Below are 12,250 nucleotides of genomic sequence, written 5' to 3'. Positions count from 1 at the left end.
CGCTTCAGGCCGCGCGTTTGGCACAGTCATCGAATGCATCGGCAACAAACGCACTCACCGCATCTTCCAGCTGCGCGGCGTGATCGCCCATCGCGCGTGCAGCAGCACTGGCGTCCTGCATGCGGGTGACGCCGTCGCGCATGTCGGTATCCACGTTGTTGAGGGTGTGATGCACCTGCGCAATGCTGCCGGCTTCCTGTTGCGAGGCGATGGCAATCTTGCTGAGCGTGCTGCTGACCTGGCCAATGGTGGCCACAATGTGCTGCATGCCTTCGCCAGCGTGGCGCACCTGCTGCACGCCTGCCTGCATGTGCGTGACCGACTCGCCGATCAGCGTCTTGATCTGGCTGGCGGCGGTGGACGAGCGTAGCGCCAGCGCGCGCACTTCGCTGGCGACCACTGCAAAACCACGGCCTTCGTCGCCAGCGCGTGCGGCTTCGACCGCAGCGTTCAAGGCCAGGATATTGGTCTGGAACGCAAGGCCGTCGATCACCGAAATGATGTCCTGGATGCGGCGCGATGCTTGCTCCATCTGCTGCATGGTGCCCATCGCCTGTTGCATGGTGTCGCCGCCACTGCGTGCGGCCTCCGAGGCAGCGGCGGTGAGTTTGTCCGCATCCGCTGCCTGGGCGGTGTGTTGCTGCATGGTGCCGAGCACGGCCTGCATCTGGGCAGCGGTGTGGCCCAACGTGGCCGACTGGCGCTGCACTTGCTGCTCCAACGCATCGTTGCGGGTGAGGATGTGGCCGGCCGCATGATTGATCGCGCTGCTTGAGCTGCGGATCTGCGCAATGATGCGGGCCAGTTCATCGGCGGTGGCATTGGCATCGCGCTTGATCTGCTCGAACACGCCTTCGCACGGGCGATCGATGCGTTGCGACAGATCGCCGCGCGACATCGCCGCCAGCATCTGGCGCATGTCCTGCAGGCTGTCGTCGGTGATGGCGAGGAAGCGGTTGACGCCGTCGGCCAGCTGGCCGAGCGTGCCGCCGTTGGCATGCCCGTGCAGACGCGCGCCCAGTTCGCCGCGCGTGGCCTGTGCGATGACGGTTGCCAGCTGCTCTTCCAGCATCAGGTCCTGGGTGCGGTCCTGCCACTCCACCACCACGCCCAGCGAACTGCCGTCATGATCGTGCACAGGCGTGATGTTTTCCTGCAGCTGCAGCGCGGCCAGTGCGCGTGTTCTGCTGGTGCCGGTGGCATGCCCCAGCTGCACTGCATCGGCCAGCGCGGTCTCCAGCGCATCGGCATCAACATGCGTGCTCAGTTGCTGGAACGACTGATTGCGGTAGATGGCTGCGCCCTGCCCGTCGACGATGGCCACCGCCATCGCCGAGGCATCCAATGCCAGACGGATGCGGCGGTTTTCCAGCAGTAACTGTTGTTGCTGCGCGATGCGTTCTTCCACCTGCACGCTCATCCGCACCAGCGCTTGCGCCAGCGACCCGCTGCGGAAGGTCTGCTGCATGATCGCCGGCGGCAAGGTGGCACCGGTCGCAAGGGTGTCGGCCAGTTCCGCCAATGCATCGGCTTCGTGATCCAACGCATCGACCTGTCGCCGCAGTTGGATAGCCATCACGCAGACGAAGGCGGTTTCCACGATCACGTAGCCAGCGTGCAACAGCACGATGCCGAAGCCGCTGCCGGCAGTGAAGGCCTGCACCGGCATCCCGCGCGATTGCAGCCAGTAGAACGCTAGATGGTGCACGGCGATGGCGCCGGCGGCGACCACCACCGGTAGCCAGTCGCGGTAATACAGCAACAACGCCAGGATCACGAACACGCCGAAGTGCATTTCCACCAGACCATGCGCTTGCTGGATGGTGGCGGCGACCAGAGCCATCAGTACCAGCGCGTTGGTAATCCGGGTCAGGCGCGTGCCGGGGTTTGCATGCACCTGCCAGGCCATCAGCAGCAGGCTGGGCAGCGTGACCGCAAGGAAGGTGGTCCATTGGCCCTGGCTCCAGGCCAGGACCAGCGAGCCGGCACTCTGCAGCACCGCCAACCACAGGAATAGCCGGTCGGCCTTGATGGCCAGACGCGTGGCGTAGTTGGAGGTCGGCGGCGCCGATGCGGACAGTTCCATCATGACAGCGACTCCACGGCACACGGACAAGGGGACACCACTGCGGCACCTGCCGCGCGGTTTAGAACTTCAGGCAGCCAACGCGACCACGCCGCCGCACCCGCAGTGCCGCACACCGCGCCACCGTCTGCGGGGCCGGCATAGCGCGGCTGACCATCGGCGCCGAGCAGCCACACTGCGTAACCGCTGCCCTGCAGTGCCGGGCTGTCGAGCAGCCGCACCTGGCCGCCGTGGGCACGCACGGCGGTGCTGAGCACGGCCCAGGCGCGATCTGATGCGAGATCGGTGCAGGCGCAGGCGCCGACGACGCCGATCAACATTGGCGCCGCCTGGGCGGCCGGCAGGCCCGCCTGGACCTGTGCCCAGGCACTGCTCAGATCACCGGCTTGCGCGCGCGGGGTTGTCCAGGCCACGGCAATCCAGCCGCACCACAGTGCGAGCAGGGCGATGCCCAGGGTACGTCGCGATGCACAAGACAGGCTGCCGAGCACAGGCATAGAGGAGTGGCTTCGCGAGATAAGGTGAGCCCTTATCGGACGCACCTGCGTGCGCTTGAGCCAGCTTGCGATTGAAGTTTGCGATGGGAGCGATAGGCCGGCGCTTGGCCGTTGCGCTGCAAGCGTTTGCCATCGCATCTGCCCATGCCGCGGCGATCAGGCATTTAGCTGAAACGCGATTTTGTGAGCACGCGTTCACACTATTGCAGCTGCCCGCAGCAGGTCGTCAACGCCGCCGAGACGGGCCCGGCGGCATCGCCACGCCTCCGCGACTTGCCGGATCACTCCAGCTCGGCGGCCGTGAGCGCATCGGCGCAACACCCCCGACCGCCTGCCGTGAGCCACCGGACGTCAGCGGTGGCAACACAGCGGGCAATCGGAGCAGCCGGCGGACTACCTGCGCCAACCGCACAGCCACGCAGCCACGCGCGTGGCGACCATCGTTTCCACGCCACCAACACCGCGCCGGCCGTCAGCGCGGGTAAGCCCGCCTATGCATGCGCCATCGCTTCGTCGGCGTCCAACGCGGGCAACGGCTGTTGGGCGCGATCGAAGCGCTCGCGTGCGGCGCGGATGCCGGCATGGTTTTCGCCTGCCCAGTTGAGCAGTTGCGAGACCGGGCCGAGCAGGGCGACGCCGAGCTTGGACAGTGCGTATTCCACGCTGGGCGGCTTGGTGGCGTAGACCTTGCGAGTGATCATGCCGTTGCGCTCGAGGTTGCGCAGGGTCTGGGTCAGCATCCGCTTGGAGATGTCCGGCACGGAGCGCTGGATGGCGCTGAAGCGGGACGGGCCGGGGATCAGCGTCAACAGGATCAGCAAGGTCCACTTGTCGCCGATCTGATCGAGCACATCGCGCACGGGGCACTTGGTGGCATCGAAGGGGCCTTCCAGGGACGGCGGCGGTGGGAACAAGGCAATCGCATTCACGGGGTATCTCACAGTAACCAGGGGGAGTAAAACTGCCTCCTTGCGAAGGACCGGGCGGTCCTGACAATAGGCTCGCTGACCACAAGGTCTAGATACTAGACCAAACCTCTTCTCTAAACCTATTGGAGCTCCACATGGCACATGCCTCCCCCCTGATTCTTGTTACCGGCGCCAGCGGACAGCTAGGTGCACTGGTCGTCGACGCGCTTCTGGAACATGTGCCTGCCAGCCGCATCGTAGCAACGGCCCGTGATACTGCGTCACTTGCCGAGTTCGCAAAACGCGACATCACGGTGCGTCAGGCCGACTACGCCGACCCGCACAGCCTGGACCTGGCCTTTGCGGGCGTCGGCCGGGTGTTGCTGGTGTCGTCCAACGCGGTGGGCGCACGCGTGGAGCAGCACCGCAATGTGATCGACGCGGCCAAGCGCGCCGGGGTGGAGTTGCTCGCCTACACCAGCATCCTGCGCGCGGACACCAGCACGCTGTCGCTGGCCGAAGAGCATGTGGTCACCGAGGCGCTGCTGCGCGAGAGCGGCGTGCCGCACGTGCTGCTGCGCAACGGCTGGTACACCGAGAACTACACCGGCTCGATCGCGGCCGAAGTGGCGCACGGCGGGGCGATGGGCAGCTCGGGCGAGGGCAAGCTCAGCACCGCCACACGTGCCGACTACGCGGCGGCCGCCGCAGCGGTCCTGGCATCGGATGCGCCGCAGGCCGGGCAGGTCTATGAGCTGGCCGGCGATACCGCCTTCACGATGGCCGAGTACGCAGCCGAGCTATCGCAGCTGGCGGGCAAGCCGGTGGTGTACCACGACCTCCCGGAAGCCGACTACGCTGCGGCGCTGGTGCAGGTGGGCGTGCCGGCCGGCTTTGCGCAGGTGCTGGCGCAGTGCTCGGCGTCCTCGCGCGGCGGCAGCCTGTTCGACGACAGCCACACCCTGAGTCGTTTGATCGGCCGCCCCACCACGCCATGGCGCGAGACCGTGGCGGCGGCGCTGGCGGCGGCACAGCCGGCAGCTTGAACCAGGGGGCCAGGCCGGCCGCGAGACGCAGCGATGCGTGTGGCGGCCGGTGAAGACAAGCAACGCCATGCCCGTCGGGTGTGGCGTTTTTTTGGCCTGTGCCAGTGCGCTGCAGATGACGCGCTCGGTGCGGACTGTCTGCGCACGGCGATAGCGCTGGCCGGGCGTGGCGCGGTGTCCTCGCCGATTGCGCGGCACGGATGCCGCCACCGAGCCCCCAGGGACGGGTTCACCGCGTGTCCCGCGAGCGGTGAGGGCACCGCGCATTCGACCCTGCACTCGCTGACAGGCGCTCGCTCGATTTTGTTCGCCGCTCTTACTGGCGAGGTGCCACCAGCCCCGCTCGAAGAGCGCATTCCTCAATCTGGCCGACTGCTCGACCGTTCGACTGTTCGACTTTTCGGCCGTCACGGTCAACGTGCGTGCCAGGCGTATCGCTGCACGCAGCACCTGCTTAGGCGGATGGACCACGCAAGCATCAGGGCGACGGCATGCCTCCAGGGCCCCCGCCATAGCAGGGCCGCCACCGCTTCTCGACACAGCTCGCGTCGCCGGACTGACATCTACCGGACACGCAGTTGACACAGTCACCGGTCGGATAACGGCCCGGATGTCACCAAACTGACATCAAACCTAAATATAACTGCACCCCATCGCTGCTACGGCAGCAGTGCGGAGCGCCATGACGGTGCCCGGCGTCTGGCCACACGCGCCCTATGCGAGGGCGCTTCGACCGGCCACGCCACCGCCGCCCAGTTTCCCTTGCCGAGCCGGATCCATGAAAAAACGCAATCTCGCCACCGTCCTGTGCGCCCTCAGCGCGACCGCCAGCGGCAGCACGCTGGCCGCCGAGCTTGAGTTGTACGTCGACCGCAAGACCAAGCAGATCTTTGCCGAGCCGGCACCCGGGCGCGACAAGCTGGGCACCTTCGTGCAGGTGGACGAAAACGGCAAGTTGCCCGCCTCGGCGATGCCTGCCGCGCCGGCACAGACGCTGCCTCCGGCACCTGGCGCAACCGTGCCGGCCGACACTGCCATCGCACAGGCCGCCCCTGCACCGGCGCCAGCCGCCGCACCGGCCAAGGCCGGCGATGTCGGCAAGAAGTGGTACGACAAGCTGAGCCTGCGTGGCTACACCCAGATCCGCTACAACCAGGGCATTGGCGGCGATGCGCAGGACCTGCGTGCGCCGGGCGATCGCTTCATCGGCAACGACCAGAGCCTGGGCATCCGGCGTGCGCGCCTGGTGCTGAGCGGCGATCTCAACGAGCACGTGTCGCTGTATTTCCAGCCGGATTTCGCCAGTACTCCGACTGGTTCGACTACCTCCAACTTTGCGCAGCTGCGCGATGCGTACGCCGATATCTTCTTCGACAAGAAGCGCGAGTACCGCGTGCGTGTGGGTCAGTCGAAGATGCCGTACGGCTGGGAAAACCTGCAGTCCAGCCAGAACCGCCTCACCCTGGATCGCGCCGACGCGCTCAACTCCGGCCTGCGCGACGAACGCGATATCGGTGCGGTGTTTTACTACAGCCCCACCGTCGCCAAGGGCCGCTTCCAGGACCTGGTCAAATCCGGTCTGAAGGGCTCGGGCGATTACGGCGTGCTGGGCGCGGGCGTGTACAACGGCCAGGGCGCCAACCGCGCCGAGCGTAACGACGGCATGCATGCGGTGGTGCACGCCACCTACCCGTTCAAATTCGCCAATGGCCAGTATCTGGAAGTGGGCGCCGATGCTTACAGCGGGCGCTTCGTGCCGACGGCGGCGGCGGTGAATATCGGCGGCCGCAGTTTCACTCCCGCCATCACCGACCCCAACGGCTATACCGACCAGCGCGTTGCTGCGCACGTCATCTACTACCCGCAGCCGTTCGGCTTGCAGGCCGAGTGGACGGTGGGCCGCGGACCGGAGCTGGATGTCGCGCAGCGCCGCATCCGCACCCGCTCGCTGAGCGGCGGGTATGTGCAGGCGATGTTCAAGCACGACTTCAACTACGGCACCCTGCTGCCGTACCTGAAATGGCAGACCTACCGCGGCGGCTCCAAGTTCGACACCAATGCGCCGCGCATGCGCCTGGACGAAGTGGAAGCCGGTGTCGAATGGCAGCCGATGGACGCGCTGGAACTGGTGTTTGCGTATTCGAAGATGAAGCGCACCGACGTCACCACGGCGCCGTATCCGGTGGTAGAAGGCGATCTGCTGCGGCTGCAGTTGCAGGTCAACTACTGAGTCACGCCATCCGCGGCCACGCCGCGCGCACCACCGCAGCAGTGGGCGTGATGCAACGCTGCGCTGCTACGACTGCAAACGCCCCGCCCTGTGCGGGGCGTTTACATGACGACGCTGCGTGTTGTGGTGCAGATGTGCTGGTACGCCCCTGCAATGCGATGCCTGCACAACGTTGAGGGCAGTGGCGGTTGTTGCACGTCAACGCATCGCGCTGCACGCGCCTTCGTGCGGCAGCGACATGTCGATGACATGGTGTAAGCACTGCATTGCCTTGCAGTTGTCCGTGCCTGCCAGGCTGGTGCAAGCGCGGATCGTGCGCCATTGCATGCGCTGCGATGCCGGGTCGTCCAGCATCGCGGCGTGACTGTCTGCCACTGAGGTGCACATCGCAACGCAAGCGCGTCCTGTCGCCTGTCTCCGTACCAACGCTTACGCTGCTTCGCGGTCGAATGCCTCACGCGCTTGCTCGATCGCGTGCTGGTTATCCAGCGTCCAGGCGCACAGCAATTGGATTGGCTCTTTCAGACGCAGGCCGAGCGGAGTGATGCGGTATTCCACCGCAATCGGCGAGCGCACGATGACCGTGCGCACGATGATGCCGTTGCGCTCCAGCCGACGCAGGCACTGGGTCAAGGCTTTTTGCGACACGCCTTCGAGGTTGCGCTTGATCGCGTTGAAACGCAGCGGCGTCACCAGCAGGCAGGCCAGCACCATCACCGACCATTTGTCTGCCAGTTGCTCCAACGTCTCACGGCCTGGGCAATCGAATTTGAAAGCGGGTTGCAGCATCGCTGTGTTCATTGCAAGTGTCTCGTGGGATACCTGGTGGATAAGTGGTGCCTGATTGACATCAGGTTTATAGAATATACCTTGTGATGCATCCCGCGACGACCGGCTGCACAGCCTCTCCCCGGGACAACATCTCCTGCCGGCACTCTGGTTGCGGCAGGCGTCTCCGGCCATTCGGCCCCCTGACCCAGCGAGCATGCATCATGAAGGCAGTACGGTTTCACCAGCACGGCGGCACCGACGTGCTGGTCTATGAAGAAGTTCCGCAGCCGCAGCCCGGCAATGGCGAAGTGCTGATCAAGATCGAAGCGGTCGGCCTGAACTTTGCCGACGTCATGCGTCGGCGCGGCGATTACATCGAGGCATCGCCACTGCCGTACACCCTCGGGATCGAGGTGGCCGGTACGATCGCCGCGCTCGGCGAAGGCGTCACCGGGCTGGAGGTGGGCATGGCCGTGCTGGCCACGCCGGGCGTGGGCGGCTATGCGCAATACATCGCCTTCCCCGCCGCGTTGGTGGTGCCGTTGCCGCCGGGCGTGAGCGCGGTGCAGGCCGCCGCAGTGGTCGCGCACGGGCTCACTGCCGGTATCGCGTTGCGGCAAGCCGCGCGACTGGCACCGGGCGAGACGATATTGATCGAAGCGGCGGCCGGTGGTGTGGGTTCGTTCGCGGTGCAACTGGCCAAACTCTATGGCGCCTGCAAGGTGATCGCTGCGGCCAGCTCGCCGGAAAAACGTGCGCTGGCCGAACGCCTGGGCGCCGATGCCTCGGTGGACTACACCGCACCCGGCTGGTCCGAGCAGGTGCTGGCACTCACCGATGGACGCGGCGTGGATGTGATCCTGGAAAGTGCCGGCGGCGACAGTGTGGGCGAAGGCCTGGCGGCATTGGCACCGTTCGGGCGCATGGTGTTTCTGGGCCAGTCCAGCGGCAAGACTGCATTGATCGACCCCTGGCAGCTCACGCTGAAGAACCACACGCTGACCAGCTTCGACATCGGCGGCTACCAGGCCCAGCCCGGACTGCTGCAGGAGGTGCTGGGCGAAATCATGGGCTTCATCATGACCGGCAAACTCGCTCCGCAAATCGGCACGGTGTTGCCGCTGGCGCAGGCCGCGCAGGCGCACCAATTGCTGGAAAGTCGCCAGACCACCGGCAAGGTAGTGCTGGAGCCCTGGGCCGAGTAACCGCGACAGACAAAACGACCGCCCCGGCAATCGGGCGCGGTCAGCGTCGGCGAGGTCCATCCACCGGGTTGCGTGGTGAGGCCCGCAACCGGGCTTCAAACCCATCGCGAGATTGGATGGATTTGAAGGCATGCACGGCATCACTGCTGGTCACACCACACAACACCCGCAGCGGCCATCGAATCGGCGGTCACTGCGGGTGTTGCACGTTGCGCGTTTCAAAATGCACGTCTGCGTGCCGCACCGCGAGATGGTGCGACGGCCAGTGCTGGATCGTTGCGCTGCGGCCGGCCATACCGGGCGCACTTGTCATCAGCGGCAGCAACTCGTTTGCGGTTAGCCCCCGAAGACGCGCGTAAGAACCCGTGCAGCACGCCACAAGGACGCACGCATAGATCGGTTGGCAACCCACCGACATGCGCACGCGTTGGAGTACGACGCATCGCGTTTCTGGTGGTTTCCATCTTCCGTAACGGAAAAGACCATTGTCCTGCAGATCTAGTTGCATCAGCGCTGTATCAGGCGAAGACTGCGCATGGTCGGGACTAACAATGCATGCAAGCAGACGCAACTAAGAGCAGCAAACAAAAGGACTGTGCTCACCGCCAGGTGGACGCGGCCGATGCTCGGTGCGGCGTGTACCACGCGTACACTCCGGTTCTGAACGCGCCGTCCACACCCAGCTGACGACTGCTCGCTACGGTTTGTTAGCCGCTCTTAGCGCGTCGAGATGAATTCGGATGTTCTGCTGCCCTCAGACGCGCCACAGGTGAAATCATGAGCAAGGTATTCGTCAGCATCGGCCTTAGCCTTGATGGCTACATGGCGCCGGAAGGGATGACCATGGACGACCCCGAGCACAAGAACTGGGGAGCCAAGTGGGGCGCGATGATGGGTTGGCTGATCACAACACAGTACTTCCGCGAGAACGTGCTCAAGCTCGCATCAGGTGGTGACACCGGCCCGGTCAACGACCTGGTCCGCAGCACCTTCGCGCGTATCGGCGCCAACATCATGGGCAAGCGGATGTTCGACCAAGGCGAGGTTGCCTGGCCAGAGGAGGCTCCGTTCCACACACCGGTCTACGTGCTGACCCACGAGAAACGCGAGCCCTGGGTGCGCCCCGGCGGAACGACCTTCCACTTCATCAACGACGGGCCGGAGCATGCGCTGGAACTGGCCAGAGAATCGGCTGGCAGTCGTGATATTCGGATTGCCGGTGGAGCGGATCTGATCCAGCAGTATCTGAGCTTGGGCGTTGTCGACGAGCTGGAAATTGCGTTGGCACCGGTCTTATTCGGCGGCGGACGACGTCTGTTCGAACAGCTTGGCGAGCCCGCGACACAATTTCGTATCGACAGGATTCTTGATGGACCTGCGGCCACCCACCTGCGCTATGTGCGGCAGTGAGCTGAGGCCTACTCAGGCAGGAGGCCAACGCGCGCCTTATGCCAAACATTCGACCTGCAGGAGTACGTTCATGGGTTGCTGGGGCATCGGTTCTTTTGACAACGACACTGCTGCGGATTGGGTATGCGACCTCACCGAGGCCGGCGACCTGTCGCTTGTTCGCGAGGCAATTGCAGCAGTCCTTGCCACCGATAGCGATGTGGATTCGACGGATGCAACCACTGCGCTGGCAGCCATTGAGGTGATCGTTGCGGCCTTGGGACGCCCCACCGCTGAGGCCCTGGATGAGCCGGATGTCGTGGAATGGATCGACAGGGTAAAGCCGCTACCCGACGCTCAATTGACCAGCGACGCTGCGCAGGCGATTGATCGCATTCTTGGACCAACCTCGGAGTTGCGCGAGCTGTGGGAGGACACCGATGACTTCAACGAGTGGCAAGCGGAAGTGCGTGGTTTACGATCACGGCTGCAGATCTGACGATTTATTCAATCCGATGCCGCCTCACAGCGCGGCTTGATTCATTCTCTAAGCCGCCATGCGATATCTTCCCATCCTTGATATTCCGGCGACGTTTCGTCGAGGCAAGTCCGTTGAGCAGTTCCTTGGGCGCAGCCCTCTGCATCCGGACTACATTCGCCATATCGAGCTGCGGCCCGTTGATGGATCGGTGCAGATTTGGGTATATGACGTCCAGGACATCGGCAGTGAGCAATACACCGATCTGTATGACTTTCCATACCTAGTGCCAGAGGATCTTGATGCGGCGGCGGCTACGTTCCAGGCTCCCAACGCAGCTATTGCATATGCAGAGACGTCACTGGCGGCCCATCCAGACCGCTGGGTCAACCTGGGCGTTGCCGAGTCCGAGTACCTTGATTACATCGAGGCGGGTAGGCCGGCGGTTTGGCCGGAAATGGCATAAGAATTCATTCAAGCCGAAGCTGCTTGGCGAATCCACCGTGTTCACCGGCTAGCCACGCACATAGCGCATACGCAAACGGGGTGGGCAGCCTGCCCACCCCGTTATCGTTTTCGAAGCACGACCTTTTCGCTGTTACCGATAAGGCAACACCACGCGATCGCCGCTGCTACAGCGTGACCACGACCTTGCCTTTGACGCGGCCGCTGTCCACCTGCGCGAGCGCTTCTTGCGCACGTGCGAGCGGATATACCGTATCGATCACCGGGCGCAGCACGCCGCTGTCGAGTAAACCTGCCAACGTGCGCAGCTGCGGGCCGTCGCCGCGCATGAACAGGAAGGTGTACGACACCTGCCGCTGCCTGGCCTGCGCGCGCACCTTGCGGCTGAGCAGGCGCATTACCAACTTGAGCGGAAACGCCAGCCCAAGTTGCTGCGCAAATGCCGGCGTCGGCGGGCCGGTCAGCGAAATCAATACACCGCCGGGCTTGAGCAGTTGCAGCGACTTGAGCAGCGTCGGGGTATCCAGGCTGTGCAGCACCACATCGTAATCGCGCACCAGCGCCTGGAAGTCCTGCCGCTTGTAGTCGATCACCAGATCGGCACCCAACGATTTGACCAGCTCCACATTGGCAGTGCTGGTGGTGGCAGCCACGTACGCACCCAGATGCTTGGCCAGCTGGATCGCGATGGTACCCACACCGCCGGAGCCGGCATGGATCAACACCTTCTGACCCGGCTTGAGCGCGGCGGTTTCCACCAACGCCTGCCAGGCGGTCAGGCCGACTAGCGGAAACGATGCGGCCTGCTCCATGCTCAGGCTGGCCGGCTTGTGCGCGACCACCGCTGCATCGATCGCCACGAACTCGGCCAAGGTACCGATGCGGCCGGGTTCGATCTTGGCGAACACCGCATCGCCAACTGCGAAGTCGCGCACTGCGGTGCCGACCTGCGTCACCACGCCGGCCACATCGTTACCCAGCACGAAGGGCGTCTTGAACGGCAGCAGCATCTTGAATTCGCCATCGCGCACCTTGGCATCCAGCGGGTTCAGGCTGGCGGCGCTGACCTTGATCAACACATCGTTGGGGCGCAGCTGCGGCATCGGCATCTCGCCGATGCGCACCGGGCCATGTTTCCTGTACTGGTCGACAATGACGGCTTTCATGCGTGTTCC

Annotated in this window: 11 protein-coding genes and 1 other RNA gene; 7 read left to right on the top strand and 5 right to left on the bottom strand. The window is 64.5% G+C overall.

What is annotated here, in order from left to right; all coding sequences use genetic code 11:
- Window positions 1-4 precede the first annotated feature (4 nt).
- From ACZZ0O_RS07650 to ACZZ0O_RS07640, 3 genes are all read right to left on the bottom strand, one after another.
- A complete protein-coding gene (locus ACZZ0O_RS07650) occupies window positions 5-2,089 on the bottom strand; it encodes a methyl-accepting chemotaxis protein (protein WP_463590442.1) in 2,085 nt (694 codons plus the stop codon).
- Window positions 2,086-2,583 carry a hypothetical protein gene (locus ACZZ0O_RS07645; protein WP_463590441.1) on the bottom strand — a complete coding sequence of 166 codons (498 nt, stop codon included), beginning with the start codon at window positions 2,581-2,583 and terminating at the stop codon, window positions 2,086-2,088. Before ACZZ0O_RS07645 ends, ACZZ0O_RS07650 begins: the two co-directional genes overlap by 4 nt.
- 491 nt (window positions 2,584-3,074) lie before the next feature.
- Complete coding sequence (locus ACZZ0O_RS07640; protein ID WP_463590440.1) at window positions 3,075-3,512, bottom strand: winged helix-turn-helix transcriptional regulator; 438 nt, start codon at window positions 3,510-3,512, stop codon at window positions 3,075-3,077.
- A 134-nt stretch (window positions 3,513-3,646) separates the two neighbouring features.
- Between ACZZ0O_RS07640 and ACZZ0O_RS07635 the strand changes: the two genes are divergently transcribed.
- The gene (locus tag ACZZ0O_RS07635; RefSeq protein WP_311239177.1) at window positions 3,647-4,537 is read left to right on the top strand and encodes an SDR family oxidoreductase; all 891 of its coding nucleotides are present in this window, start codon (window positions 3,647-3,649) and stop codon (window positions 4,535-4,537) included.
- Window positions 4,538-5,315: 778 nt separating this feature from the next.
- Window positions 5,316-6,767 carry an OprO/OprP family phosphate-selective porin gene (locus tag ACZZ0O_RS07630; protein ID WP_463590439.1) on the top strand — a complete coding sequence of 484 codons (1,452 nt, stop codon included), beginning with the start codon at window positions 5,316-5,318 and terminating at the stop codon, window positions 6,765-6,767.
- A gap of 429 nt (window positions 6,768-7,196) precedes the next feature.
- Here ACZZ0O_RS07630 and ACZZ0O_RS07625 read toward each other — a convergent pair whose 3' ends face one another.
- Window positions 7,197-7,568: a winged helix-turn-helix transcriptional regulator gene (locus tag ACZZ0O_RS07625; protein WP_055853470.1), complete on the bottom strand. Its 372-nt coding sequence runs from the start codon at window positions 7,566-7,568 to the stop codon at window positions 7,197-7,199.
- A 191-nt stretch (window positions 7,569-7,759) separates the two neighbouring features.
- On the opposite strand from ACZZ0O_RS07625, the gene ACZZ0O_RS07620 reads away from it, so the two are divergent.
- From ACZZ0O_RS07620 to ACZZ0O_RS07600, 5 genes are all read left to right on the top strand, one after another.
- Complete coding sequence (locus tag ACZZ0O_RS07620; RefSeq protein WP_463590438.1) at window positions 7,760-8,743, top strand: quinone oxidoreductase family protein; 984 nt, start codon at window positions 7,760-7,762, stop codon at window positions 8,741-8,743.
- Window positions 8,744-9,379: 636 nt separating this feature from the next.
- Window positions 9,380-9,456, top strand: a non-coding RNA gene (locus ACZZ0O_RS07615) — sX9 sRNA.
- A gap of 64 nt (window positions 9,457-9,520) precedes the next feature.
- Entirely contained in the window at window positions 9,521-10,153 is a 633-nt protein-coding gene (locus ACZZ0O_RS07610; protein WP_463590437.1) for a dihydrofolate reductase family protein, read from the top strand.
- A gap of 70 nt (window positions 10,154-10,223) precedes the next feature.
- The gene (locus ACZZ0O_RS07605) at window positions 10,224-10,631 is read left to right on the top strand and encodes a DUF4259 domain-containing protein (protein WP_104615232.1); all 408 of its coding nucleotides are present in this window, start codon (window positions 10,224-10,226) and stop codon (window positions 10,629-10,631) included.
- Window positions 10,632-10,689: 58 nt separating this feature from the next.
- Window positions 10,690-11,076: a hypothetical protein gene (locus tag ACZZ0O_RS07600; RefSeq protein ID WP_463590436.1), complete on the top strand. Its 387-nt coding sequence runs from the start codon at window positions 10,690-10,692 to the stop codon at window positions 11,074-11,076.
- 166 nt (window positions 11,077-11,242) lie between these two features.
- On the opposite strand, the gene ACZZ0O_RS07595 is transcribed toward ACZZ0O_RS07600, so the two are convergent.
- Window positions 11,243-12,241, bottom strand: a complete 999-nt coding sequence (locus tag ACZZ0O_RS07595; protein WP_463590435.1) for an NADP-dependent oxidoreductase — start codon at window positions 12,239-12,241, stop codon at window positions 11,243-11,245.
- Window positions 12,242-12,250 lie beyond the last annotated feature (9 nt).

The sequence above is a fragment of the Xanthomonas sp. AC360 genome (genome assembly GCF_979258225.1).
This window is presented reverse-complemented; position numbering and strand designations above follow the sequence as displayed.